This is a genomic window from Sphingomonadaceae bacterium OTU29LAMAA1, assembly GCA_024072375.1.
Lineage (GTDB): Bacteria > Pseudomonadota > Alphaproteobacteria > Sphingomonadales > Sphingomonadaceae > Sphingomonas.
Genome location: CP099617.1, coordinates 1,958,700 through 1,983,952, shown reverse-complemented (window position 1 = coordinate 1,983,952; position 25,253 = coordinate 1,958,700). Strand labels below are relative to the sequence as shown.

General features: G+C 65.5%; 33 protein-coding genes. 28 read left to right on the top strand and 5 right to left on the bottom strand.

The window, feature by feature from the left end; translation table 11 throughout:
- Positions 1 to 2 precede the first annotated feature (2 nt).
- The 24 genes from NF699_09625 (at position 3) to NF699_09510 (ending at position 20,188) form a co-directional block, all read left to right on the top strand.
- A complete protein-coding gene (locus NF699_09625) occupies positions 3 to 227 on the top strand; it encodes a hypothetical protein (GenBank protein USU06896.1) in 225 nt (74 codons plus the stop codon).
- Positions 228 to 230: 3 nt separating this feature from the next.
- Positions 231 to 1,769: a phage portal protein gene (locus NF699_09620; GenBank protein USU06895.1), complete on the top strand. Its 1,539-nt coding sequence runs from the start codon at positions 231 to 233 to the stop codon at positions 1,767 to 1,769.
- Complete coding sequence (locus tag NF699_09615; protein ID USU06894.1) at positions 1,766 to 3,928, top strand: Clp protease ClpP; 2,163 nt, start codon at positions 1,766 to 1,768, stop codon at positions 3,926 to 3,928. Before NF699_09620 ends, NF699_09615 begins: the two co-directional genes overlap by 4 nt.
- Positions 3,929 to 3,990: 62 nt before the next feature.
- Entirely contained in the window at positions 3,991 to 4,284 is a 294-nt protein-coding gene (locus NF699_09610) for a hypothetical protein (GenBank protein ID USU06893.1), read from the top strand.
- 6 nt (positions 4,285 to 4,290) lie between these two features.
- Positions 4,291 to 4,629, top strand: coding sequence for a DUF2190 family protein (locus NF699_09605; protein USU06892.1), 339 nt, complete (start codon positions 4,291 to 4,293; stop codon positions 4,627 to 4,629).
- A gap of 1 nt (position 4,630) precedes the next feature.
- On the top strand, positions 4,631 to 4,975 hold the full coding sequence (locus NF699_09600) for a hypothetical protein (protein ID USU06891.1): 345 nt from the start codon (positions 4,631 to 4,633) through the stop codon (positions 4,973 to 4,975).
- A gap of 16 nt (positions 4,976 to 4,991) precedes the next feature.
- The gene (locus NF699_09595) at positions 4,992 to 5,201 is read left to right on the top strand and encodes a hypothetical protein (GenBank protein ID USU06890.1); all 210 of its coding nucleotides are present in this window, start codon (positions 4,992 to 4,994) and stop codon (positions 5,199 to 5,201) included.
- A gap of 40 nt (positions 5,202 to 5,241) precedes the next feature.
- The gene (locus NF699_09590; GenBank protein ID USU06889.1) at positions 5,242 to 5,865 is read left to right on the top strand and encodes a DUF6441 family protein; all 624 of its coding nucleotides are present in this window, start codon (positions 5,242 to 5,244) and stop codon (positions 5,863 to 5,865) included.
- Positions 5,865 to 6,305, top strand: a complete 441-nt coding sequence (locus NF699_09585) for a hypothetical protein (GenBank protein ID USU06888.1) — start codon at positions 5,865 to 5,867, stop codon at positions 6,303 to 6,305. The genes NF699_09590 and NF699_09585 overlap by 1 nt, the downstream gene beginning before the upstream one ends.
- A gap of 14 nt (positions 6,306 to 6,319) precedes the next feature.
- The gene (locus NF699_09580) at positions 6,320 to 7,276 is read left to right on the top strand and encodes a phage tail tube protein (GenBank protein ID USU06887.1); all 957 of its coding nucleotides are present in this window, start codon (positions 6,320 to 6,322) and stop codon (positions 7,274 to 7,276) included.
- Entirely contained in the window at positions 7,276 to 7,842 is a 567-nt protein-coding gene (locus NF699_09575; protein USU06886.1) for a hypothetical protein, read from the top strand. The genes NF699_09580 and NF699_09575 overlap by 1 nt, the downstream gene beginning before the upstream one ends.
- Before the next feature lie 32 nt (positions 7,843 to 7,874).
- On the top strand, positions 7,875 to 8,027 hold the full coding sequence (locus tag NF699_09570; protein USU06885.1) for a hypothetical protein: 153 nt from the start codon (positions 7,875 to 7,877) through the stop codon (positions 8,025 to 8,027).
- Positions 8,027 to 10,720: a phage tail length tape measure family protein gene (locus NF699_09565; GenBank protein ID USU06884.1), complete on the top strand. Its 2,694-nt coding sequence runs from the start codon at positions 8,027 to 8,029 to the stop codon at positions 10,718 to 10,720. The genes NF699_09570 and NF699_09565 overlap by 1 nt, the downstream gene beginning before the upstream one ends.
- Positions 10,721 to 10,828: 108 nt before the next feature.
- Entirely contained in the window at positions 10,829 to 11,311 is a 483-nt protein-coding gene (locus NF699_09560) for a hypothetical protein (protein USU06883.1), read from the top strand.
- Positions 11,308 to 11,937: a hypothetical protein gene (locus tag NF699_09555; protein USU06882.1), complete on the top strand. Its 630-nt coding sequence runs from the start codon at positions 11,308 to 11,310 to the stop codon at positions 11,935 to 11,937. Before NF699_09560 ends, NF699_09555 begins: the two co-directional genes overlap by 4 nt.
- A gap of 5 nt (positions 11,938 to 11,942) precedes the next feature.
- Positions 11,943 to 12,353, top strand: a complete 411-nt coding sequence (locus tag NF699_09550; GenBank protein USU06881.1) for a hypothetical protein — start codon at positions 11,943 to 11,945, stop codon at positions 12,351 to 12,353.
- A 3-nt stretch (positions 12,354 to 12,356) separates the two neighbouring features.
- Positions 12,357 to 14,603: a hypothetical protein gene (locus tag NF699_09545; protein USU06880.1), complete on the top strand. Its 2,247-nt coding sequence runs from the start codon at positions 12,357 to 12,359 to the stop codon at positions 14,601 to 14,603.
- A complete protein-coding gene (locus NF699_09540) occupies positions 14,600 to 15,361 on the top strand; it encodes a hypothetical protein (GenBank protein ID USU06879.1) in 762 nt (253 codons plus the stop codon). The genes NF699_09545 and NF699_09540 overlap by 4 nt, the downstream gene beginning before the upstream one ends.
- A 66-nt stretch (positions 15,362 to 15,427) precedes the next feature.
- Positions 15,428 to 17,509 (top strand): hypothetical protein, encoded by a 2,082-nt coding sequence (locus NF699_09535; protein ID USU06878.1) that lies wholly within the window; start codon positions 15,428 to 15,430, stop codon positions 17,507 to 17,509.
- Positions 17,510 to 17,515: 6 nt separating this feature from the next.
- Positions 17,516 to 17,761, top strand: a complete 246-nt coding sequence (locus tag NF699_09530) for a hypothetical protein (protein ID USU06877.1) — start codon at positions 17,516 to 17,518, stop codon at positions 17,759 to 17,761.
- Between the two features lie 36 nt (positions 17,762 to 17,797).
- Positions 17,798 to 18,331 (top strand): hypothetical protein, encoded by a 534-nt coding sequence (locus tag NF699_09525; protein ID USU06876.1) that lies wholly within the window; start codon positions 17,798 to 17,800, stop codon positions 18,329 to 18,331.
- Between the two features lie 20 nt (positions 18,332 to 18,351).
- Positions 18,352 to 18,735: a hypothetical protein gene (locus NF699_09520; GenBank protein ID USU06875.1), complete on the top strand. Its 384-nt coding sequence runs from the start codon at positions 18,352 to 18,354 to the stop codon at positions 18,733 to 18,735.
- 124 nt (positions 18,736 to 18,859) lie between these two features.
- Complete coding sequence (locus tag NF699_09515; GenBank protein USU06874.1) at positions 18,860 to 19,387, top strand: lysozyme; 528 nt, start codon at positions 18,860 to 18,862, stop codon at positions 19,385 to 19,387.
- Between the two features lie 486 nt (positions 19,388 to 19,873).
- A complete protein-coding gene (locus NF699_09510) occupies positions 19,874 to 20,188 on the top strand; it encodes a hypothetical protein (protein ID USU06873.1) in 315 nt (104 codons plus the stop codon).
- A 103-nt stretch (positions 20,189 to 20,291) separates the two neighbouring features.
- On the opposite strand, the gene NF699_09505 is transcribed toward NF699_09510, so the two are convergent.
- The 4 genes from NF699_09505 to NF699_09490 form a co-directional block, all read right to left on the bottom strand.
- Positions 20,292 to 20,534, bottom strand: a complete 243-nt coding sequence (locus tag NF699_09505; GenBank protein ID USU07044.1) for a hypothetical protein — start codon at positions 20,532 to 20,534, stop codon at positions 20,292 to 20,294.
- Between the two features lie 93 nt (positions 20,535 to 20,627).
- Positions 20,628 to 21,041: a hypothetical protein gene (locus tag NF699_09500; protein ID USU06872.1), complete on the bottom strand. Its 414-nt coding sequence runs from the start codon at positions 21,039 to 21,041 to the stop codon at positions 20,628 to 20,630.
- A gap of 103 nt (positions 21,042 to 21,144) precedes the next feature.
- Positions 21,145 to 21,345 carry a hypothetical protein gene (locus tag NF699_09495; GenBank protein ID USU06871.1) on the bottom strand — a complete coding sequence of 67 codons (201 nt, stop codon included), beginning with the start codon at positions 21,343 to 21,345 and terminating at the stop codon, positions 21,145 to 21,147.
- Positions 21,342 to 21,563 carry a hypothetical protein gene (locus NF699_09490; GenBank protein USU06870.1) on the bottom strand — a complete coding sequence of 74 codons (222 nt, stop codon included), beginning with the start codon at positions 21,561 to 21,563 and terminating at the stop codon, positions 21,342 to 21,344. The genes NF699_09495 and NF699_09490 overlap by 4 nt, the downstream gene beginning before the upstream one ends.
- Before the next feature lie 46 nt (positions 21,564 to 21,609).
- Between NF699_09490 and NF699_09485 the strand changes: the two genes are divergently transcribed.
- From NF699_09485 to NF699_09475, 3 genes are all read left to right on the top strand, one after another.
- A complete protein-coding gene (locus NF699_09485; protein ID USU06869.1) occupies positions 21,610 to 21,810 on the top strand; it encodes a hypothetical protein in 201 nt (66 codons plus the stop codon).
- A gap of 469 nt (positions 21,811 to 22,279) precedes the next feature.
- Positions 22,280 to 22,486, top strand: a complete 207-nt coding sequence (locus NF699_09480) for a hypothetical protein (GenBank protein ID USU06868.1) — start codon at positions 22,280 to 22,282, stop codon at positions 22,484 to 22,486.
- Positions 22,487 to 22,769: 283 nt separating this feature from the next.
- Positions 22,770 to 23,450, top strand: coding sequence for a phosphatase PAP2 family protein (locus tag NF699_09475; protein ID USU06867.1), 681 nt, complete (start codon positions 22,770 to 22,772; stop codon positions 23,448 to 23,450).
- A gap of 184 nt (positions 23,451 to 23,634) precedes the next feature.
- On the opposite strand, the gene galE is transcribed toward NF699_09475, so the two are convergent.
- Complete coding sequence (gene galE / locus NF699_09470; GenBank protein USU07043.1) at positions 23,635 to 24,612, bottom strand: UDP-glucose 4-epimerase GalE; 978 nt, start codon at positions 24,610 to 24,612, stop codon at positions 23,635 to 23,637.
- 86 nt (positions 24,613 to 24,698) lie between these two features.
- On the opposite strand from galE, the gene msrA reads away from it, so the two are divergent.
- Positions 24,699 to 25,238, top strand: a complete 540-nt coding sequence (msrA, locus tag NF699_09465; GenBank protein ID USU06866.1) for a peptide-methionine (S)-S-oxide reductase MsrA — start codon at positions 24,699 to 24,701, stop codon at positions 25,236 to 25,238.
- Positions 25,239 to 25,253 lie beyond the last annotated feature (15 nt).

Below are 25,253 nucleotides of genomic sequence, written 5' to 3'. Positions count from 1 at the left end.
GCATGGCATATCAGCAGACCGACCTCGACCAGCTACACGCCACCCTCCTAGCTGTCGCGGTCGGACCGCAGAAGGTCCGGTTCGCCGATGGTCGCGAGACCACGTTCCAATCGGTCGATGCTGTTTCCGCTGCCATCAAGGTCGTGGATGCGCAGATGAAGATGCAGACGCGCGCGCTCGGCGGCATCGTCCGGCATCGCGTCCCCTACTATCGCAGCGGCCTGTAAAACGTGGCCGAACGCACCTTCCTCGACCGGCTGCTCGGGCGGCCGGGCGCAGCGCCGCGCCAGTCTGCACCGGTGCGGCAGCGGATCGCGCGCGGTGGCCCACGCGCCGAATACGATGGCGCCACCTTCGGGCGGCGTGCTGCCGGTTGGCGGCGGACGCAGCGGGATGCGAACGGCGAACTCACCCCTGCGGTGATGGCCGCGCTGCGCGGGATCGCGCGCGACCTGGTCCGCAACAATCCATTTGCGGCCCGCGGCGTGGCCACGATCGCCAACAACATGGTCGGCACCGGCATCACGTTTCAGGTCTACCGCGATGGCAAGATCGACGACGCGCTGAACAAGAAGGTCCGCGCGCACTTTGATACGAAGGCGTGCGACAGCGGCGGGCGGCACGACCTTTACGGGCTTCAGCTACAGGCCGCCCGCACCATCGTGGAGAGCGGCGCGGTCGTAATGCGCCGGCGCTGGCGCCGATCTTCGGACGGGCTGCCCCTACCGGTGCAGCTTCAGGTGCTCGAGCCGGACTATATCGACCCGTCGAAGCATGGCCCGCTCGCCAGCGCGCCGGGCGTCACTGGCGGATTCGTCGTCAACGGCGTTCAGTTCAGCCCGATCGGCGCGCGCGAGGGGTACTGGCTCTACAATGGTCATCCCGGCGCGGGCCGCACGTCGTCGCTTGGCTCGACCCTGATCCCGGCAGCCGACGTCGCTCACGTCTTCCGCGCCGACCGGCCGGAGATGGAGCACGGCGCGACCTGGCTGGCACCGATCGTGCTGCGCATGAAGGACTTCGGCGACTTCGAAGATGCGACGCTGACGCGGCAGAAGCTCGCCAACGCATTCGTCGGCGTCGTCACCGGTGAGGACGATGGCGCCGCCATTCCCGGCATCCAGACGGAGGATGGTGAGGCCGCGGTTGACCGCGAGCCGCTCGATTACATCGAACCCGGCACGTTCCAGTATGCACGGCCGGGCGAGGAAGTGACCTTCTCCAACCCGCCCGCGACGGAGGGATACGCTGACTACACGAAGGTCTCGCTGCGCGCCGTCGCAGCCGGCCTCGGCGTCCCCTACGAAGCGCTCACCGGTGACCTGTCGAACGTCAACTTCTCGTCTGGTCGCATGGGCTGGCTCGAATACCAGCGGTCGCTCGCCACCTGGCAGTGGTCGATGTTCATCCCGCAATTCTGCGGCGCCGTCGCCACGTGGATGATCGAGGCGCTGGAGTTCACCGGCGAGGACGTCACCGGCGTCACCGTCCGTTGGACCCCGCCCGGCCGTGAGATGATCAACCCGTCCGACGAGGTCAAATCCAGCCGGGACGCCATCCGTGCCGGCGGCAAGACGATCTCGCAGTGGGCGCGCGAGCGCGGCGAGGATCCCGATACCTTCCTCGCCGAGGCGAAGGCCGACTTCGAAAAGCTCGATGCCCTCGGCCTCATCTTCGACAGCGACCCGCGCCGCGTCACGGCAGTCGGCAACCCCGCGGAGCAGACGGCGGACGCGATCGCCGACGCAACCCGAAAGGCGAATGCATGACCGACATCCTCATCTACGGCATCGTGGGCGACGAGTGGGATGGCCTCGACGCCAAGACTCTCTTCGGCCTGATCGCGGGCGGCGATGACGACCTCGCCGTCCGTATCAACTCGCCCGGCGGCTACGTCATGGAGGGTCTCGCGATCTTCAACGCGCTGATCGGCGCGAAGGCAGCGGGCCGCAAGGTCACCATCTATATCGACGGTCTCGCCGCTTCGATGGCGTCCGTCATCGCCATGGCCGGCGACGAGATCATCATGGCCGACAATGCCCTGATGATGATTCACAATCCATGGGATGTCGCGATCGGCGACGCCCGCGAGCTTCGCGCCGCAGCCGACAAGCTCGACGTCATCCGCGACCAGCTGGTCCGCATCTACTCCGGTCAGACCGGCCTCACCGCCGACGAACTCGTGCCGATGCTGGACGCCGAGACGTGGCTGACCAGCGAGCAGGCGCTCGAGCAGCAGTTCATCACGTCCGTGACCGAGGCGTCCAGCGCCGCGGCGTGCGACGTCACCGCATTCGGGTTCCGCAAGGCCCCGGAGACCCCGCGCATCTCCGCCATGGCGATGATCGGCAAGCCCAAGGCGCAAGGCGCCGCCCCGCAACGTCCATTGGAGACGAGCATGAACCTCTATACGACACGCGCGGCGCTGGTTGCCGCGATCGACAAGTTCCAAAAGGATGGCGGCACCCAGGCCGAGATCGACAAGATCACGGCATCGGCCGTCGCCCTCGACGCGCAGGACGCGCTGCCGAAGACGGGTGCGCTGGCGATGGCTCCCGCCTCCGTCACGCCGGCGGACGCTCAGGCCCGTGCCGATACGGCCGTGGCCGCAGAGCGTACGCGCGTCAGCACGATCCGTTCGCTTGGCACGAAGCACAACCTGCCCGGCGAGTTCATCGACGGCCTCGTCAATGACGGCACGCCGCTGGCGACCGCTCGCGAGAAGATCCTCGACAAGCTCGCCGAGAATGGTGACGCGGCGAACGTCGGCCACAACAGTCCGGCGCGCGTGACCCTCGACCAGCGCGACAAGTTTCGCGAAGGCGCGACCAACTGGCTGCTCGTCAAGGCGGGCGTCGCGCACCTCGTCGAAAAGGCCGCGGCGATGAAGGGCGAGACCGTCAAGGTCGATCCCGGCGAGTTCCGCGGTATGCGCAACGTCGATCTGGCGCGAGAATCGCTGGAGAACGGCGGCACCAACACCCGCGGCATGCGTGATCCCGACCTGATCGTCCGCCATGCGATGACCTCGCAGGGTGCCGTGATCACCCAGACGACCAGCGACTTCCCGGTCCTGTTCGAGAACGCGATCCACCGGATCTTGCAGGCGGCCTACGCCACCACGCCGGACACCTGGACCCGCTTCTGCGGCACGGGCACCGTCACCGACTTCCGTCCGCACACGCGCTACCTGCGCGGCAGCTTCGGTGCGCTCGACCAGGTGAACGAGGCCGGCGAGTTCAAGAACAAGCCGATCCCCGACCTCGCCCGTGAGATGATCATCGCCAAGACGGTCGGCAACATGATCAACCTCAGTCGCCAGGCGATCGTGAACGACGACATGGACGTCTTCTCCGGCCTCGCTGTCGATCTCGGCCGCGCCGCCAAGCTGACGATCGAAGTCGACGTCTACGCGCTGCTGAACAGCAACCCCGTCATGAACGACGGCATCCCGCTGTTCGACGCCCGGCACGGCAACCTCGCCCAGACCGGCGCCGCGCCGTCGGTGCAGGCGTTCGACGACATGGATGCGGCGATGGGCGCGCAGAAGGACATCAGCGGCAACGAGTATCTGGAGATCGGCCTCGATCGCCTGCTCGTGCCGCGCAGCCTGCGCGGCGCCGCGATCACGATTAACGGCAGCGAATATGACCCCGATGCCGTCGGTAAGCTCCAGAAGCCCAACATCGTGAAGGGCCTGCTCAGCGACATCATCGCCACGCAGCGCCTGACAGGTCCGGCCTATTATGGGTTCGCCGATCCGAGCACTGCCCCGGCGCTCGAGGTCGTGTTCCTCAACGGCGTCACCGAGCCGTTCACCGACAGCCAGGACGGCTGGCGTGTCGACGGTGTCGAGTGGAAGGTCCGCCACGACTACGGCACCGGCGCGGTCAATTACCGCTCGGCGTACAAGCAGCCGGGCGCCTGAGCGCAGCCACCCCTCGCAGACGGGGCGGCTGGCGCGGCTCCGTCTCTTTTGGAGATGATCCCATGAAGTTCCTTGTACTTCTGACCGCCGCCTATGTCGGCGGCGTTCTTCGCCACCCGCACGAGGGCGCGATCCCCGTTTCCGATGATGAGGCCAAGCGCCTCGTCGACGACAAGGCCGCCGAGGACGTGACTGACGGCTTCACCGCCGAGCAGATCGAGGCCGCGACGCCCGAGCCCATCTCGGCAGCTAGCGGCACGATCCCCGCCGACCCGCCGGCGAACCCCCATCAGGCGGATGCCCCGCCCGCCCCCGCCAAGCACACCGGCCGCAAGCCCGCGACCGAGAAGGAGTAAGCCAGCATGGCCCGCAATTTCTTCCAGCCGGGTGAGACCATCACCCTCCCTGCGCCCCGTGCGCTCGCCAGCGGCGACGGCTTCATGGTCGGCGCGATCATGGCGGTCGCACTCGCTGCGGCAGCCCAGGGCGCGCCCGTCGAGGGCCGCCGTGTCGGCGTATTCGACGTCGCCAAAGCAAACGGTCAGGCGTGGACCGCCGGTCAGAAGGTCTACTGGGATGCCACGGCCAACGTCGCAACCACGACCGCCGGGTCCAATGCCCTGATCGGCGCTGCTACGCAGGCCCAAGCATCGGCTGCGGTGATCGGCCGCGTACTGCTGACCGGTCAGATCGCCGCGTAACATGGACCCGTTCGCCGCGGCGCTGGACGCGCACTTCATCGCGCCTGGCTCCGCGGCGGCGGTCTATGTCCCCCAGGGGGGCGCCCCCGTTCCTATTCGCGTGATCCGGAGCCAGCCGGACACGAGCGCAAATTATCAGCAGACCCGAGTGATCCAGCAGGCGAACGCCTTTGACATGCGGATCAGCGACGTTCCCGCCCCCACGCCGGGCGACCGCATCATCGTCGGCGCCGCCCTGATCGATGGCGCGATCGTCGGCGGCGAGGCCTTCGAGATCCTCGGCGACCCGATGAAGGACGTAGAGGGCCTGACGTGGACATGCGGCGCCGAGACGCCCCTCTCCTGAGCCGAGGATTATATCCATGAAGACGATCACCCTCATCGGCCCGACCAGCGTCACGGTGGCCGGCAGTACCGACCTGCGCCGCCCCTATGAGGGTGCGTTGACCGTCACGAACAAGGAAGCCGAGCGCCTCAAGGCGGCGGGCGTCCTCGCGGGCGAGCCGGCCGATGCAGACGGCGACGATCCGGTCGAACCCGAGCCGCAGATCGCGGACGTGAAGGTCGGCTGACATGGAGTTGCGGGTTTCAGGCCCGAACTTCGCTGACATCATGCGCGACATCGAAGGCGATGTGGCGACGGCCGCGACCGAGGCGATGCGCGGCAGCGGGTATAAGACCCTGCTCGAACTTCGCCGGCAGGTGACAGACAACGGCCTTGGCCAGCGTCTCGCGAACACTTGGCGCGACCGGACGTACCCCGAGAAGCGCAAGAGCATGACGCCGACAGGCTATATCTGGTCGAACGCGCCGGACATCGTCGAGAGCTTCACTCGCGGTGCGACCATCCGCCCGCACGGTGGCGCCAAATACCTCTGGATCCCGACCAAGAACGTGCCGCGGGCGCGTGGCCGGGTCAGCATCCGGGGCAAGAACATCAAGGGCGGCGCGATGTCGCCGGCGGAGGTGGAAAGCATGTTCAACACCGACCTCCAGATCCGCAAGGGTCGCGCAGGAACGCTGCTGGCGTTCATCGACGTCGTGCGCTCGCTGAATATGAAGACGTTCCGGCGTGCAACGAAGGGTCGCGCCGCGCAGGGCCGCACGGCCAAGCCGGTGCTGATGTTCGTTCTGCGCAAAACCGTTCAGCTACCCAAGCTGCTCGACCTACAAGGCCCGGCGCAGCTCTGGGAAGAGCGGTTCGCAGCCGAGTTCTCGCGCCGGCTGGCTGGCTGATGTCGAAGCGGCTCGCCGTACTCACCGCAGCCAAGGTGTTGATCGCGGAAGCCTGTCCGGATGCTGACGTAATCGGCCTCGACGGGGCTGACGCTGCCGCGCAGCGCATCTCGGCGGGCGGCAGGATCATTGTTGGGGCGGGCGACCTCGGCGACGCCGACATCACGCTGAGCCCGCTCACCTATTTTTACGATCATGGCATCCCGATCGAGGTATTGGCTGCCGACGAACCGACCGTTGACGCGCTGTTGAGCGCGATCGGCACTGCCGTGGAAGCCGATCGCACGCTCGGCGGCCTCTGCGACTGGCTCGACGTCACCGCGGCCGGAACCGAAGACATCGCCTCTTACGACGAGCGCGGCACCCTCATCAACCGACCGGCTCGCGGCGGCAGCTTCATGATCATGGCGTCCTATTCGACGCCCAACCCCCTCGGCTAACCAGGAGAACCCCTATGGGTCGTGCACGCGGCGCGAACGCGCTGATGAACATCGCGTTCGAGACGGCATATGGCACCCCGCCCGCAGGCGGTTACAAACAGGTGCCGTTCATCACCTCCGCCCTCGGCGCAGAGCAGGCGCTGATGGAATCGGACCTGCTCGGCCAAGGCCGCGCACCGTCCGACCCGATGCTCGATGTCGTCGTGAACGATGGCGACGTCGTCGTGCCGGTCGATGCGCAGGCGTTCGGCTGGTGGCTGAGGCTGCTGTTCGGCCCTCCCACGACCGCTGCGGATGGCGACGGCTACGCCCACACCTTCAAGTCGGGCGCGCCGACGATCCCATCTCTGTCGGCGGAGATCGGTCACCCCGACGTGCCGGCCTACAGCACCAATTATGGCCTGCGCGCCAACACGTTCCAGATCCAGATGGGACGGTCCGGCTGGCTCAACGCAACGCTGGGCCTGATCGGCCAGGGCGAGACGGTGCTGGCGGCCACGTCCTCGGCTGGCGTGCCGACGCCGTTCGATGCCGCAACCAATCGCCGCTTCACCCAACCGTCCGGCCAGGTGCTGATGGATGATGTGCAGATTGGCGGCGTCATGTCGGCCACAATCAGCTTCTCGAACGTGCTGGAGAAGGTCGAGACGATCCGCCCCAGCGGCGAGATAGAGGATTCGGACCCCGGCATGCCGACCGCGTCGCTCAGCCTCACCATGAAGTTTGCCGACCGCGCCATGTTCCTCAAGGCGACCTCCGGCACGCCGGTGAAGATCGTGCTGGGCTGGACGATCCCCGGCGCCAACCGCATGCTGCGCCTCGAACTCAACCGGGTGTTCCTTCCGCGCTCGAAGCGGCCGATCACCGGCCCGGCCGGCATCCAGGTGTCGGTGAACGCGATCGCGTCGACGGCCGCAGGCCAACCGATGCTGTCGGCATACCTGCGCAATGACGTGGCGAGCTACGCCTGATGCTGATCGCGCCAGCCAAGCCGGCAGAGCCGGAATGGATCTCAGTGATGGGTGCTCAGGTGCTGTTCGCGCCGATCGACCGGCCGATGCTGCGCCGCGCGCGACGGGCAGCCGGCGAAGCGCTCGGCGGAACGACAGCTGCGACGGATGATCAGGCGGCCATCGATGAGCAGTTCGCCGAGCTTGGCGACGCGCTCAGCCTGGCCCTCCTCATGGCCGGCATCCTCGACTGGCGCGACGTTTGCGCCATGGCCGACGATGACGACACCAGCGCTGGCGTTCCGCTGGCGTGCACGGAAGAGGCAAAGGCGCAGCTGCTGGCCGACCCGCTCGTCTTCGAAGCATTCGACGCGGCTTACGTCATCCCCTTCGTGACCCGCGAACGGGAGCGCGCCGCGCCGGGAAAAGGCTCGCCGCTCTCGCCGAATGGCACTTCGGTGAAGGAGAAGGAGGCGACCGGTACTGCTCTCTCTCCTGCAAAGGCGAGAGCGGCGGCTGCTCCGAATGCCCGTACGTCCTCCACGAAGCGCAGTCCGAGGCGGAAGAGGCAGTCTGGGGCGTCCTGAGCGCCTGCGACCGCCAGCTGCGCGTCGGCGGCATGGGCCAGCCGTTCGCGCTCGACTTCGGTACCGTCATGCAAATGGGCGGCGCGCTTAACGTCGATCTGGCGCTGCTCGCCGAAGTCCTGCCGGCCGCTGAGGCGGCAATCATCAACCGCATCGCCGAGATGTCCGAGGAAGGGAGCGACTGATGCCGAACCCCGCGTCGATCCGTCTTGGCACCACCGGCAAGGCACAGGTGAAGGCCGACTTCGTCGAGATCGCGGAGAGCGGCACGACGTCCTTCCAGCGCATCGGCGATGTCGGAGATGCCCAGGCCAAGCGCTGGTCGCGATCCTATGACAATGCGACGCGGGATGTTGAGGCCGCCATTCAGCGCCAGCAGAGCGCGGCGGCGAAGATCGCAGCAATCATGCCGCAGACCGCGACGCAGATGCGGATCAACGATACGAACGGGACCGGCTTCGGCCAGTATGAAGGCAGCGCCCGTCAGTCGGCAACCGCGTTCCTCGAACTGGAGGCGGCGCAGCAGAAAGTCGAGGCTCGCGCCCGCGCACTCGTTGCGGCGATCGATCCCGCTTTCGCGGCGCAGCACCGCTTCAACCGAGAGATCGGCGAGGCTCGTGCCTTGGTCAGCGCCGGCGCGATCTCGCTCGACCAGTACGTCGCGAAGCTGCGCATGGAGCAGGATGCTCTGGACGCGGTAGGCGGGACCGCCAAGAAGTCGGGCAATGCATTTGCGGCAGCCGCCCCGCAGATCCAGGATCTGTTCGTTCAGATCAGCATGGGCGGCAACCCACTCAATGCTCTTGTCGTACAGGGCGGACAGCTTGCCGGTCAGCTGCAATATGCCGGCGGCAAGGCGCAGGCGTTTGCCAACATCCTGATGGGGCCGTGGGGCGTCGCCGCTCAGGTGGCGCTGCTCGTCCTGTCGCCGTTCGTGGCGAAGTTGTACGAGGGCAACAATGCCCTCGACGAGGCTGTCGACAAGCTCCGGAAGGATGCCCAGGAGACCGGCCTCGCGGATCGCGCGAAGTATGCTTTCGGCAACACGCTCGCCGGGGTGACCGAAGCGATCCGAGACCAGAAGAAGGCGCTGAACGATCTGGCGGACGCCGATAAGACGGCAGCCGAACGGTCGTACGAGGCCGCAAAGGCGCAATTGCAGAAAGCGCTTGCCGTCCGCGTGGCAACCGCTGCCATGGCGGAGCAGGCCGCCCGCGAGGCGTCGGCTGCCAATCAGACGACGTTCGGCGCAGCGGGCGGCGCCGGTGCAGCACAGGCGCAGGTCCTCTATAGCCGCGAGGCAGCCGAGGCAGCTCGCATCGCGAAGGAAGCCGTCGCAGCGGTCGCGGAGGCGCGGAGGCTCGTCGAAGGTACTCGCTTCAACGTCGATATCGAAACGGCCCAGCGAATGGCTGACCCCGTTCAGGCGATCAACAAGCGCTATGCGGATCGTATCGCCATTATTCGTGAAGCGGATCAGGCGCTGATCGCAGCCGGGAACCATGCTCGAGCCGACAGCGCCGCTCGAATCACGGAACTTGAGAAGCAGAAAACGGCAGCTGTCGAGCGCTACCAAGCCGAGCAGCGAGCAGCCGGACAGACGGCGAACCAGATCGGTCGCAACGTCAGCCTCACGGAAGCACGCAGCATCGCCGAGGGTATCGGCGGCAAGGTGACCAGCGACGTACGGTCGCGTGCCGAGCAGCAGCGCCTTTACGACAAGTACGTCGCGTACAAGAACGGTGGGCCGTGGGCGGCGCTGGCGGCGAAGCCGGGCACGAGCAATCACGAGACTGGCCAGGCGCTTGATATCGCGAAATCCGGCGGGGTGACCCTTGCGAAGATCATTGCCGCCTATCGTCAGGCTGGCGTGAAGCTGTCGGAAGCTCTCGACGAGGGCAGCCACTATCATATCGCGTTCAGGAAAACTGGTGACGCCGCACGAGCGGCGACGGAAGAGCGCCAGGAAGCCGCGAAGAAGGTGCGCGATGCTGCCGCAGCGGAGCGCGAACTAGAGAGCGACCTTCGCTCCGTCGTGGCCGCGTACGACCCGGCGCGCGCGGCGGCCGATGAATATGCGGCAACGCTGGCGAAGATCGATGCGCTGGTGAAAGGCGGCAAGCTGACAATCGACGCGGCAGCGGGCATCCGCATGGCCGCCTATCACGCCGAGCAGAAGCGGATGGCGGACGCGGGCTTCGAGACGTTCAAAAAGCTGTTCGGCACCGACGACCCGATGGCAGACGCGATTGAGGGCGCGCGTCGCGGCATCAGCGAGCGTGTCGAGCAGATGGCCGATGAAGATGCCGCGAAGGTCCGCGTCGTCACCACCGCCCTCGACGAACTCCGGGGCTATGGTGCCGACTTCGTCAGCACCGTTCTCAGCGAGGATACCTGGTCCAGTTGGGGCAACGCCGGCAAGACGATCCTCGGCAGCCTGAAGAACGAGTTCATCACGCTCGCGCTGCTCAACCCGCTGAAGAACCTCATCAATGGCGACAAGGCCCTGCCGACCCTGTCCTCGGCGATCGCCAACGTCGGTAAGCTGTTCAAGCCAGGCGCTAACGCTGCTGGCACCGAATACTGGTCGGGCGGCATGTCGCTGGTCGGAGAGACCGGTCCGGAACTCGTGTCGATCGGGCGCGGCGCCCGCGTCTCTCCTGCGGCGGAAACCCGTCGGATGCTGGCCGGCAACGACAACCGCCCCGCAGCGGTGACCCACAACCACTTCAGCGGCAACCTGATGACGCCGGAGTTCTGGGCGATGATCCAGCAGGGCGATGCCCAGGCCGCGATGCAGGGCGCGGCGGGTGGCGCTCAGATCGGCCAGGCTGAGGCGCAACGGGCGGGTGCGCGGCGGCTGGGTCGCTTCCGGTGAGCGTCTTCATCCCCTGGGACCCGCATCGCCGACCTGACGATCCGCCCCCGCCTGTTCTCCGGCAACCAGGAGGGTGTGCTCGGAGGTGAAGACCTGCAAACGCCCCGCATGGGCGACCGGCTGGCCGTCGATGTTCTGACGACCCAGTTGCGGCAGGATGCGCAGAGCCGTGAGTTCATCGCCCTCCTCATGGAGGCGACGACTGCGGATGCGCTGATTGAGCTTCGCCTGCCGAACCGTCCCAAACCCATCGGCAGCGGGATTGTCGCTGACGGTGCCAATCAGGCAGGCACCGTGCTTAATCTGCGCGGGGCGTTCCGGCAGACCGAGTTCGTCCATGGTCGCTTCTTCAGCATCGTCCACGATGGCGTGCACCGCGTCCACATGGTGCGTGGGCGCGCGGTCGCCGGAGGCGACGGTCGCGTCGCGCTGCCGATCTGGCCGATGCTGCGTTTCCTGACGGTAGACGGTGACGTCTGTCACTTCGACCAGCCGATGATCGAAGGTCAGCTGATCGGCTTCGACAAGGGTGCCGGGTTCGAGCGCAACCGGACGAAGCCACTCACCTTCACCGTGCAGGAGCGGAAATGAGCTTCCGTCTGACGCCGCAGGCATCGGCGGCACTGCGTTCAGGCCTTCACCCGCTTGCCCCGCTGGTAGAGGTGGTGCTGCCGGGGCATACCATGCGGCACCTCGTCGGCGCTGGGGAGGTGGCATGGGGCGATGACGTCTTCACCGGTAGCGATGCCATGTTCGGCACACTGGTCGCGGCGGGAACGCTCAAGGATGGCGTCGGCGACGAGGCGCCAGATTGGGATCTTACCTTCGTTCCGCCCAGCGCCATCGCTGCGGCTGCGCTGGCCTCGGCGACCGCGCAGGGCGGAAAGGTTCGAGGCTGGCTCGCCGTAGTGGATCGCGAAACTGGCCAGATCATCCCAGATCCGCTCCAACTGTTCGCAGGCGAGCTCGACGTGCCGCGCCTGCGGGTCGGCAAGGGGACGCGGTCGGTAGAGTGGCGCTGCACCTCGGCGCTGGAACCGTTCCACGATCAGGAGATCGGCGCTCGCCTGTCGGACGCTTGGCATCGGCTGGTCTGGCCGGACGAAGAAGGGCTGGCGAACATGACCGGCATCGAGCGGACATCATATTGGGGCGTGGAGAAGCCGCCATCGGCCGTGTCGGTGATCACCGGCAGCACGCGGGCATCGTTCCTGTGATCGAGATGATCCAGCGACAGCAGGCGGCGCAGGCGGCGGTTGCACGGTTCAAGGGGGAGCCATGGCAGCTGGGCAAGAACGATTGCGTTCGGTTGGCCGCCTTCGTGCTGCGCAAGATGGGTCACCGCCCTCAGCTAGGCAAGGCCGGCACATACACCACTGGTCCGGCAGCACTGCGCGCGTTGCAGCGTGCCGGGTTCAACACCTTGTCCGAGGCGCTGGATGCGCTTGGACTGGAGCGCATCGCCCCGGCGGCGGCGAGAATCGCCGACATCGTAATGATCCCCGGCGAAGCCCCTCTGGATGGCGCGCTGACGATTACCGTCGGGAACGGCCGCGTTCTCGGATTCCACGAAGACACTGGAACAGCGGAGATCCTTCAGCCTGTTGAATTCATCGCGGCCTGGCGGGTCTAGACGATGGCGAAGGCATTACGCACCGCTGCCTTTGTGGTCGGAGCAGTCGCACTCGCTGCGACTGGTGTAGGTGTCGCAGTATCGGCTGGCCTGATCGCGGCGTCAGCGACGACGGCGGCAATTGCGACCGTAGCCGTTGTCGCCAGTGCAGCTGGTGCCGCGCTGTCGCTCGCGGCATCTGCGGCGACACCCAAAGGTAGCGTTGGCGGCAGCGCCACCCAGTTCAAGATCGACAAGGATGCGGGCCTGCCGGTCGCGCTCGGCCGAACCTATAGCGGCGGCAACGTCGTGCACCGCCAGTATTACGGCTCGAAGAACAGCCTCGAAACCTGGGTGACGGTGCACAGCATCGGCCCGGTGCGCAGTCTGGGTCCACTTCTGATCAACAAGGTCGCCGTCAGCCTCAACGGCACCTCGGTCGGCGGCAGCTATGCTGGCTGGATGTGGCTGGATCAGCAGCTGGGCGCATGCCCTGAGACGCGCGCGCTGGCGGGACCGCAGGGGACATTCCCCGGCTGGAGCGGCAACGCGAAGCTGTCGGGTCTCGCGGCGGATCTGTGGACGCTGAAGTTCGACGAGAAGATGAAGATCTACCCAAACGGCGTGCCGCAGCGCGGTCGCATTGTTGAGGGCGTCTACGTCTACGATCCGCGGCTCGATAGCACCTATCCGGGCGGATCCGGCGCGTGCCGCCTTGGTCAGGAGGCCACCTATGTCTGGTCGGAAAATCCGGCACTGCACGCCGTCACCTGGGCGTTCGGTCGCTATCAGAATGGCGTACTCATCGCCGGCGGCGGTCTTGATGCCGATGGCATCGACATGGCTCCGTTCGTCGACTGGGCGAACGTTTGCGAGGCGAACGACTGGAAGGCGGGCGGGATCGTCTACACGTCCAGCGACAACAGCTGGGACATCCTCAAGATGATCGCCCAGGCAGGCGGGGGTGAGGTGTTCCCGGTTGGCGCGCAGCTGTCGTGCAGTTTCAATGCGCCGCGGGTGTCGATCGGCACGATCACCAGCAACGACATCATGGGCGATGTCGATGTGCCCGGCACGGCGTCGCGTCGCGCCCGCCGCAACACCGTCATCCCGCGCGTGCGGCTCGAATCGCACGGTTGGGAGGAGGTGCCGCTCGATGCGATCGCAATATCGGATTATGTCGCATTCGATGGCGGCAGCCGCCCGACCGAGATCACGTTCCCGCTCGTCCAGCAGGTCGACCAGGGTGCTCAGCTGGGGCTGTACGCCCTGTGGAACGGTCGCGAGCTCGACGGCATCGTTTTGCCGAGCAAGATCTATGCGATCGGCTATCGGCCCGGAGACTGCCTGACCGTCGACATCCCCGAGGCCGCGCTCGCGCGCGACGTCGTTGTGCGCCAGCGGGAGATCGAGGGCAGCACCATGGCGGTGACCCTCACCTGTCGGTCGGAGACGTTCGCGAAGCACCCGTTCTGCCTTGGCAGGACCGGCAACGCTCCGCCCACGCCCGACCTCTCAGTGCCGATCAGCTATCCCGTGGAGACCGCTCGCGGGGCGCATGTCCTCATCCGGCAGTCGCTGCCCTATCCGGTGACATCGGATGCGGACAGCGTGCTGGTCGCCGCATTCGACGGCGTGATCGACGATGGCCGGCAGATCAGCTTCCCGGCTGCAGATCTGTCCGGCATGACCGCAGGGACGGCATACGTCCTGTATTGGCGGCTGAGCACGTCCGCCTATCTGATCGCGCTCGACCCGGCGCTGACCGAGGCAGCCGATCCCGACCTCGTCTACCTCGGCAACATCACCACCGCGAACGCGGACGGCACCTATCCCGAGACGCCCACCCCGCCTGGCGGTTGGGGCGGCAACGGCTCTGGCGGCAACTGCCTTGACGAGGCGTCAGAATACCTGCTCGCGAACGACGACCGATCCGGTCCGGGTGCCACGATCGCCGGTTCCGACCTCGCACCTGGGGCATGGCTGTGGACGCAGCACGCGGACACCCGCGAGTGGATGGCGGCGCAGGTGACGCATGTCAGCCGCCACCTCGAGCCGGTATTCGCCGTCGACGGCTGCCCGCGCGCGACGGCGCGGCACCGCTTCGCCTATGGAACCGGCTGGCGGCATGCCGGCGACATCGGCCGTCCGGACAGCAACGCGTGGGTGCTGCGCGTTACCGTTGCCGAAGCGCAGAGCTATATGGCGCGTGCCGCTGGCTGCGACTGGGTCCTATCGCACAACCTCAAGCCGGTTGGGCCCGACCAGTGAAGCCCGAGACGGTCCCGAACAATCGGCGCATCTATCTCGTCATCCAGCCGATGACGGGTGGCATGGTGCGCATGCGCCTATCGGCAACGCCACCTTCGTATGGCGAGCCAGCAGCCGTGCTGCTGTCGCGCGGTGTCTTGCCGCTCGGCGCCGACATCACGATCGACGTGGTGAGCAACCCAGCGGGCAATCCAGACCTCCGCGGCCTTCCGGGCAAGGATGGTGTCGACGGCGCATCCGCCTACCAGCTGGCGCGTGATGGCGGCTATGGCGGTACGCAGGCGGCTTGGCTGGCGTCGCTGGTCGGCGCGGCCGGTCTGTCCGCCTACGATATCGCTCGCGAACTCGGCTATGGCGGGACAAAGACGCAGTGGATCGCGTCCCTCGCGGGCGCTGCCGGAATGTCAGCCTATGATGTTGGCAAGGCGGCCGGCTTCATCGGCACGCAGGCGCAGTGGCTGGCGAGCCTCAAGGGCGCACCGGCGAGCACGTACCTTGGCACGGTCTCCGTAGGGCAGACAGCAACGGTCGCGATCGCGGCCGGTGTGCGCCGATTGGTGCTCACGATCCCGACGAGCCTCGGCGTCGTGGCGGGTGACAGCCTGTACCTAGCGCCGACGGCGGCGCTGGCGGGATACGCCCTACACGACATCGTCGCGGTTTCCCCGACCTCGCTGAATATCGGAGTCACGGCTCCGCTTTTGGCGCTCAACGCCAGCTTCGCGATCCCGTGCAAGCTGTTCCGCCTCAACACATAGCGGCTCGCGTGCGAGCTGTGCGCGTGAGGCTCGCTCGACGACCGCTCCTCTTCGGGAGCGATCATCATGAATCGAACCACTGCCGCGCTGGATCTCTCGATCTGGCGCAACGATGCCGTCTATGAGTACCCTCTGCGTATCATTGGGCCTAATCTGACCGGTGTATCGCTGCGTGCCCAGTTTCGCCTTGCTGCGGATACCTCCGGCCCTGCCATTGCGGCTCTGGAGACGGTAACGAACAGCAACGCCGAAGGCGTGCGTCTTGCCGGCGCGGTTCTGCAAGATGGGCGCTACATCAACGACCTCCGTATCCGGATCAACAAGTCGACCCGCCAGTCCATGCCCTACATGGGTGAACTCGGCGATGCAGCTGTGCTTGCCTGGGGCCTTCAGATCGACGGCCGCACGCGTATTCAAGGCTCGGCGCGTATCCTCGCCCACGTTATGGACAGCGATGGCGCGCCGACTAGCCGCCTGACCGGTTATGGTTTCAGTGCAGCCAGCGCCAGTGTGCCTGCATCTGGAGCCACGCTGACGATCTCGCAGGATGGCGGTTCGACGCTCGTCATCGACGGCGCCGATCTTGTTACCGGGCAGGTTGATCGTGCGGCGGCGGCGGCAGCCAGCGCCGAACAGGATGCGCAGGCGGCTGAGATGTCTGCGCAGGTTGCGATCGCGGCGGGGCGCTGGTTCAAGACGCGGGCGGAGGGCGAAGCTGGATCGAACCTCGGCCAGCTGTTTTCCAGCGGCGACGGTGCCGGGAACGTCATCTACTACGAGAAAACCGCGGGCGGATCGTACGAGATCGGGCGCGCGGTGACACCTGCCGGACTGGCCGCGGCGACCGGCGCCGGCTTGGTTGCGGCAAAGCAACGCGGCGCCGGTGCGGTCGTCACGCCACTGCTCGCTAAATTCTACAACGACATCAGTCCGAACGATTATTTCGGCATCGTCGGGGATCCTGAACAGCCGAATGCCGAACTCGGCGTTCAGGCGGCGATGGATGATGCCATCAAGTATCGCAAAACGGTGTTCCTCGACGGCCTGTATCGTATCGACAACACGCTTCTCGCGCAGAACCTGTTCGCCGGGGGGCTGTCGATACGCGGCCGATGCGCCTGGGGCCATCAATACAGCGGAATCGGAGCGGTGCTGATCGCCAACACCGGCGGCCGCGCCGTCATCGATACGCTCGGTTCGCAGTTCCTGTGCTTCTCCGACTTCGTCATCGATGGGGGCGTGTTCAATCCACCGAACCCATCGCATCAAGGCATCCTGTTCGGCCGCTCTGCTGAATACCAGTACGCGCAGGAACACACGCTGCGGAACATCCTGATCAACCTGCCGCACAATCCCGCCGCCAATGGCGGTTACGGCACGGTCGGCATCGTCAATGTCGCGTCGGAAATTGCCGACTACGACAGCATCTACGTGCTTGCTACGAACCCGGTGATGCTCACGTCGGGGAAACCTGCATGGCTCTATTCCAATAAGGAATTCAGCGACTTCTCGAGCATGTCGATGGTGAATTTCAGGGGCAAGTGCAACCTTGTCGGGCTGGGGCCGCTGGGCATCGGCCTCGACATGCGGAACGCCTTCGCGATCACGGCGGAAAACCTCTATGTCACCGGAACGGGCGCGAATGCCATCCGGGCGGTTGGAACCCGCGGTATTGACATCCGCGGTCATCGCGAGGGGTTCGACACGCTCCTGTTCCTCGACGGCGCGAAAAACACCCGAATTGCGATGTCGGGCGTACCGAACAACAACCCGCCGATCCAGTTGCCAGCCGTCTACACGTCGGTCGATCATCTGAAGCTGGAATTGGAACGCAATCCCGCTTGGTACCCGATCATCCAGAGCGGCTACGAATTCTCGCGTCTGAACGGTATCTTTCTCGAAATGGACAGCGACACAGGTGAGCAGCCTCTAACCAACGTCAATGACGCCACCATCACCAACGTCATTCGCGACATCGCTAACGGAGAAAGATCCGGTCGCGCTGGCATGTCGATCGCCGACTTCGCGCGCATGCATCCGATCTTCGCCGGCAACGTGCCGCCAAGTTCATTCTACATCGACGTAGCGACGGGCAATCCAGCCTGGAAGGCGGCGGACGGTACCGTGAAGCCCATTCTCTTAGGATAACGGATCATGCTGACAATCGAGCAAATACAGGCTCACGCGGATTACGTTCGCTGGTTCAATGCGGTGACCCCGAACAAACGGAAAAGCTGGCGAGTGATCGAGCCTTATGACCAACGCGCGTGGATGGCAGCTTACCCGCGATGGTACGCTGCGCGCGCCGACAAGATCGCCGCTGGGGAGCTTTCCGTGAGGGTCGGGGACCGGCCGTTTATTGTCCCGCCCGAGCCTGCTGCGGATCAACCGGCCGCTTAACGAACTGAGCGACGTCGTCGCAATCTGGAGCGCACCATGAACAACAGCAGCTTCGCGGCCCAGGCGGTCGCGGGAGGGCCGATGACAGCCGCGCCGCCCTCCTTCGACGGCCATGGTTGGCTCGTCGTCCTCAATCTCGCAGTGGCGACGTTCGCCACGGTGATCGCGATCATGTTCGCCGTTGATGCGGTGCGCGGGATTGCGCGCAACTGGGGGAAGGATCTTCGGAACCATCCCGTGACGATCTGGCGCTGGGCGGGCCTGTGCTTCGCGCTCGGAATCGCGATCACGCGGGGCGGATCGGCAATGGCGCTGTGGAACTGGGACCCGCGCAATCCCGCGGGAACTGGCTGGTTCCTTACGCTACAGCGTTTCCTCGACCTTCCGGCGATGTGCTTCGGCGTGGCCGGTCTCGGTATCCTCTACCTGACGTCGCGCGGCATGGTACCGCAGTTGCGCCGTCGCCCACTGCCTATCCAGCTATGGGCATCGCTTCCAATGCTGAAGCGCCCCGCAGGCATAGCGCTGCTCAGCCTGATTGCCGCGCTCGGCGTGGTGTCCACTCGATGATCTGGAAAGCGGGGGCCACCATGGGGGCATTAATACCACTTGCCGCTGCCGCTCTCGCCAAGGGCGGGGACGGCACCGTTCGACCGGACGGCCCGACCGTCTGGCACTTTCTCGGCAATCCTTTCGAAGCGGGCAGCATGATCGCCGGGATTTGCGCGTGCATCGCAGTGCGCCTGTACGTGTCGCAGAAGGATCGTGCCGAGCATCGCTGGAACATCGATCTGCCGGTCTCGGCGCTGGCGCTGATGATCACCGCGGGAGCCGTCATGCGGCTGAGGCCCGATCCTGCGCTGGCGCTGATCTACGGCACCGGCATCGGCGCGATGGGGGTCAGCCTGATCACGCTGGCGATGAACTTCGTGCAGTCGCGCATACCCGGCGCTGAGGACAAGCCGAACGGCTGAAGCAAGATGCCCCCGGTGGTCGGGGGACGGGCCGGGAGCATCCTGTTCGGGGTCTATCGACGCCCGCCCGAACGATACGGCTGCGCCGGTTAACGCCGGGTCAAAATTATAGAGAGGATCGACCATGACCAACCGCAAGGTGGGGCCGAAGGCGCTCGCCCTCATGCACCATTTCGAGGAATGCCGCCTGGTCGCGTACCGCTGCCCTGCCGACAAGCCGACGATCGGCTGGGGGATGACTTACTATCCCGACGGCCGTCCCGTCCGGATGGGTGATCGGATCACGCAGGTTCAGGCGGACGAGATGTTCGCCCAGCTGCTCGCGCGCGACTTCGCTGCCGTCGTGGATGCCGCGATCGGCACCGCGGCTACGACGCCGGCCCAGTTCGGCGCGATGGTCGCCCTCGCGTACAATATAGGCACCGGGCCGCGCATCTGGCTGCCAGGCATGAAGCAGGGCTTCCGTCAGTCGCAGGTGCTGAAGTCGCACCGTGCGGGTAAGCACGACGCCGCAGCACTCGCGTTCGGATCGTGGACGCGGGCAGCCGGGAAAGTGTCAAACGGGTTGGTCCGCAGGCGGGCTGCGGAAGCCGCGCTGTACCGGGGCAACATGTCGGAGGTGGCGCGCCTGACTATGGGCGACGTCCGCTAATCACCGGCGCCGGTCACGCTGGTTGGATCGAGCAGGCCGTCTCGGCGGCTCCCGCCGCCCTCGCCGACGGCGCTTGATCGAGGGTGCCGACGCCGCCCTCGCCGCAAACCTGAGCCGGGCCCACACATCCACCATCCAGACGACCAGGCGCTTCATGCCGGCCGCCATAGGCTGCGCACCCAGAGGCTGCGCTGAACCGGATCGACACCCGCTGTTCACCTGCTCCGCATTGCCTCCCAGGCAATCTGGTCTCTCTCCTGCCGCAGACGTCGCGCCTCAAGCCGGCGGCGCTGCTCGGCCTTACGGCGCATCATGAATACACCAGCCGCACCTACGACGACGACGGCAACGAGAAACGTAACTGAAAGAACCATTTCGGGGTGATGCCAGCCTTCCCGTTAAGCTCCCATGGCCGAACCTATTGCGGCGGTTTCAGCAACTATTGACCGTGTGTCAGTTTCGACCGCGGCATCTCAGGAGAGAATGATGAACAGGATGCTGATCGCCGCGCTCGCCGCGGCGTCGATGGCGCTCGCCAGCTGCGCCACCATGCCAACGGCCGCGCAGGTCGCGCCGCAGATTGATCGCGCCCAAGCGGCCTACGACCGGATCGGCGGCGCCGCTGACCTCGTGCTGCCGTATCTCTCGTCGGCGCGTGCGGCTCGGCTGCGCCTGGCTATGTCGCTGGCGGAGCGCGCCCTGCTCGCCGCGCGTCTGTTGAGCACGACCGCAGAGCAGCTGGCGGCGCTGAAGCAGGCGGAAGCGGCAACCGCGGCGATCGAGAGCACCGCAGGAAGCTGAACCCAGACACAACAAAGGGGGCCGAAGCCCCCTTTGGAACGCAAAGCGTTCATTCAACTGCTCCACCCGCGTCTTGGGAACGGGGAGGCGAAGCGGCTAAACCTTAGTTGCTGTCTGCCTTGTCATCGCTATCAGCAACGGCCCAGATGCCCGCGCCAACAGCAACGGCAGCCAGGATGGCGATGATGATGCCGCCACCAGCGAGCTCGTTCTTCTTTGCCGACGTCGAACCAGTGCGGACCGACTTCGCCACCGAGAGGCTAGCAGCCGAATTGGCAGGAGCCGCTGCGACCGGCGCAGCGACGAGAGCAGTGGCAGCGACGGCCGCGAGATACTTACGAATCATGGAAAGGCCCTTCCAAAGTGAAGCGCGCCAATGGTGCATATTAACATCCTTGTCCATCCGCCGTTTACCACACGCTTCGTGAAGGAACGAGTCTCAGTCCGTCAGCGCCTGCCGTGCTGCCACAGCCATCTCGCGGAACGCGGCCTGCCAGGTCGCGCCCGCATCAGCCCATGCCCACGGCCCTTCAAGTCGCTCAATCCGGCTGTCCCATAGCTTCTCAGCGAGGTGTTCGATCACCGCGTCATCGTCGTTGCTGGTACATAGGCGGCAGCGGGCCATGGTCGAATCGCTTGCGTTGTTGTTTCTGTTTCGTTCCGTAGACCGATGCGCCGGCAGGATCGAATCACGATGGAGCTTTCTGTTCAGATCCTGCGGTCCGCTATGACCGCGGGCAAGCAGCTCGACGAAGCGGATGCGCCGTTCCGGTTGGCGTTGCGGTGTCTGTGGCGTCACTGCCCTGAGCGCTGGCCGCTGGTACAGTTCTGGGAGGGCGGCAGGGGTGGCCATGACATCGGCCGGTCGCAATCAGTGACCGCATCCTTCAACGGCATCATTCGCCAGCTGCGCAAGTCCGGTGCTTGGTCCGACACCTCAGCGTAGCGCCGGTCGGCTACCGAAACATCTTGCTCCGTGCGAAACCAGCCGGCGTGAGTTGCCAACGGTTCGCCCAATATCGGACCATGCGCTTCATCGTGAGCCGCTCCCGAAGATTAGCTGGCACGCCGTCCGGCAGCACCCAGCCCTCCCCGTCGTGCTGTGCCTTATTGATCGCCTCCAACTCGTCGACGAACAGCTTGATTGGTGCCTTCAAAGTTTCGGCGCAGCCTTCGCCATCGCGTGGAACGCCTCGCCTTGTTCCAGCAGCACATTCAGATCGTCCGAGGTCAGCGCGCTTTCCTCGTCGACGTATTCCCCAGGATTGAAGGTCGCGGCAAAGGCGTGAAGGTGGTTGAGCGCTTCGCCCAGCCGGTGTGTCGTATCGTCTTCAGTTATCGGGGAAGCGTACGCCCGGTTGGGTCTTCCGCACAAGCGCGCCACATGCGTCTACCGGCGCCCTGATGTCGTACCTTCGCCGATGAGCAAACCCGCCAACGATCCATTCGGGCTGAGCCTTGACGAAGAAGCGGAGGCCCTGAGGCTTGAAGCGATTCATGGATCATCGTTGCCGCAGTGGATGGCGGACCGCCTGCAAGCGGCAATTCGCGCGGACGATTCCAACCAGATCGAACGGTACGACCGGATATCACGATATCTGACCGCGCGTCGTCACCGCTAAACCCCCGGTCAGAACCCGTTCCGGATTACCCTCCGCCACCTCTTGATGCGCTGCCGAAGCGTCTGCTTCGCGGAACCCGGCCAGCTATGCATCAATCGTCGAGAGACGTCGGATAAGATCGTCAAATTCACCATCCTGAGGAATGTGCATCACGGCAGCCAGTGAGTTGCCAAGGATCCAGGCAGCGTTCCCGGATCCCGCGCCCCGCGATTTCGTCCGTCGCCGGAGGAGGCCCAGCGTCGATGCTCGGTTACGGACAGCTTGCTCACTGCATCCCATCTGCGCGGCGATCGACGACACGAACTCGCCTGCGGCGTACATGCCCGCAAGCGCCTGGTCCTTCTCTCTCGTCCACTGGCTATTCGGCATATCAACTGGTCCCCAATCGATTGCGATAGCTGATGCTGATCGGGATAAGGTTAATCCGGCTGTGCCGGACGGACCTCGCGATGTGCCGCGAGCTGCGCTGATGGCGACCAATCGAGGCGACAAGGGAAAATCAACCTTCCCGCGGCACGCTGGGCCAATGCCGCAGCAGAAGCGCCTCCGATCACTGGACGAGTTTACGCCCTTGCCTTGGCACCGACGTCGCGCATCCCGGGCCTTGGGTGTTCCGATGATCCTCAGCCTTGTCATAGCGATCAGCATCGGCGCGCTGATCGGCATTTTCAGCTAACGGCGAAAAACATGGCGGTGACATAGCGGACTGCACTTCATTGCGGATGATTGCCGCGCTTTCGCTCAACTGCACCACTAAGTTCGGCGGACTTACTCGTCATGCAAGAAGAAGAGGGCAGGGGCATCGTAGGGGGCATTAATAACGAAATAAGAACGTTGAGTGGCGAGATATCGAGCGTTGCAGCTCTTGGTGTGGTAGGCGGCGGACCCACCATCGACGTTTCCCATGCCGACGACGTACCGACCGGCACCGGAGCGGCGTCGACGCGTTGGGAGCCGTGATGACCGAACCCGATATGTCGACCGTGCCCGGCAAGCGGCGCATACCCCCCTTGCTCGTCGGCCTTGCCCTGATCGCCGCGGGGCTGGCCGTGCTGCTCGCCGGGGCGTTCGCGACCAGCCGGTATCCGTTTGCTTTCGATCGCGGGATCATCGTCGGCCTGCGCCAATGGGGCGGGCCGGTGTGGCTGCCCAAGGTCGCGACCGATATCACCGCCCTCGGCGGCGGCGTCGTGCTGACGCTGTTCGCTACGATCGTCGTCGGCTTCCTGCTGATGCAGCGGCTGTGGCTGACCGCATTGGCGACGGCGATGGCGTGCCTGACCGGCGGCTGGGCGGTCGATGTGATCAAGGGGCTGGTGGTGCGGGCACGCCCCGATCTGGTGCCGCATCTGGTCGACGTCAGCGGCTACAGCTTTCCCAGCGGCCATGCGACGTCGAGTGCGGTGATCTATCTGACGCTCGCCACGCTGGCGGGGCAGGTGACGCCGAGCCGCGCGGCGCGGCGCTACCTGCTGGCGGTCGCGGTGCTGCTGGTCGGCGCGATCGGGTGCAGCCGCGTGTACCTCGGCGTCCACTGGCCCAGCGACGTGCTGGCCGGGTGGAGCTTCGGCACGCTATGGGCCTTCGGCTGGTGGACCGCGACCGCCGGCGCACGGCAGGCGATCGGCGGCGAACGCTAGAGCGTTACCGGATCAGGTTGGATCACAGGCACGGAGGTGATTTTGGCGTGTTGCAAGGCGTGAGAAGGGAGCGATGCCGGAGCATCGTGACTGACGAACAACGCAGCATCACGGCAAAAGCGCCCCGCCGCGCAGCGGTCGCCCGCAGGGCGATGACGGTGGTTCAACCTGATCCGGTAACGCTCTAGCCGCGCTCGGCGAGCTTGCGTTCCCAGGCAAGCGCATCCTTGACGATCGTGTCGAGGTCGTCGCGCTGCGGACGCCAGGGCAGGGTGGCAAGGATCGCGCTATTGTCTGCGACCAATGCGGCGGGGTCGCCGGCACGACGTCCTTCGTAGCGGCGCTGGATCGTCAGGTTGGTGACGCGATCGACCGCATCGAGCACTTCGTTGACCGAGCAGCCGCGATTGTAGCCGGCGTTGAGCGTGTGGCTGCGCGTCGGTTCGGCGGCCAGCAATTCCAGTGCGGCGACATGCGCGGCGGCAAGGTCGCTGACATGGATGTAATCGCGCACGCCGGTGCCGTCGGGAGTGTCGAAGTCGGTGCCGAACACCGACACCGCGTCGCGCTTGCCGGTCGCCGCCTCGACCGCGATCTTGATCAGATGCGTCGCGCCCACTGTTGACTGACCCGATCGGCCTTCGGGATCGGCACCGGCGACGTTGAAATAGCGCAGCGCGCAATAGTTGATCGGATGCGCCGCCGCGACGTCGCGCAGCATCGCCTCGGTCATCAGCTTGGACATGCCATAGGGATTGATCGGGACGGTCGGGTCGCCTTCCTGCACCGGCACCTTCACCGGCGTGCCGTACGTCGCGGCGGTGGACGAGAAGATGAAGTGCGGTACGCCCTCGACGACCGCGCTTTCGAGCAGCGCACGCGTCGCCGCGGTGTTGTTGCGGTAATATTTGAGCGGATCGCTGACCGATTCCGGCACCACCACCGATCCGGCGAAATGCATGATCGCCCGCACATTATGGTCGCGGATGGCGCCACGCACCGCCGCATCGTCCTCGATATTCGCCTGCACCAGCGTCGCGCGGGAATCGACCGCCCAGTCGAAGCCGGTGACGAGATTGTCGACCACGACCACGTCATGGCCCGCATCGAGCAGCGCGAGCACCGCGTGGCTGCCGATGTAGCCGGCGCCGCCGGTCACCATTACCTTGCCGTTCAACGTCACTTGATCTGCTCCCGCCTTTTGCGCGCTCTAGCCCGTTCCTACATGGGGAGCAAAGGAGACGCGTGATGACGGATTATGTGACGGTGGCCGGCGGCTGCTTCTGGTGTACCGAGGCGGTATTCAAGGATGTGATCGGCGTCGAGAGCGTCGAGAGCGGCTACATCGGCGGTTCGGTGCCTAACCCGACGTACAAGCAGGTATGTGGTGGCGACACCGGCCATGCCGAGGCGATCCGCATCGGCTTTGATCCCGAACAGCTGCAGCTGGGCGACCTGCTCGACATCTTCTTCGCGACGCACGATCCGACGCAGCTCAACCGGCAGGGCAACGACGTCGGCACACAATATCGCTCGGCGGTGTTCCCGGCGGACGATGCGCAGGAGGCCGAGATGCGCACCGCGATCGATCGCGCGCAGGCGGAGTCCGCCAAGCCGATCGTAACGACTGTCGAGCCGATGACGGAATGGTATCCGGCCGAGGATTACCACCAGGATTATTGGGAAACTTCGGGCCGCTCGAACCCGTATTGCATGGCGGTGATCCCGCCCAAGTTGCAAAAGCTGCGCAAAAGCTTCGCCGCACGGTCGAAGGCCGTGGTGGCATAGGTCTGATATAGTCCT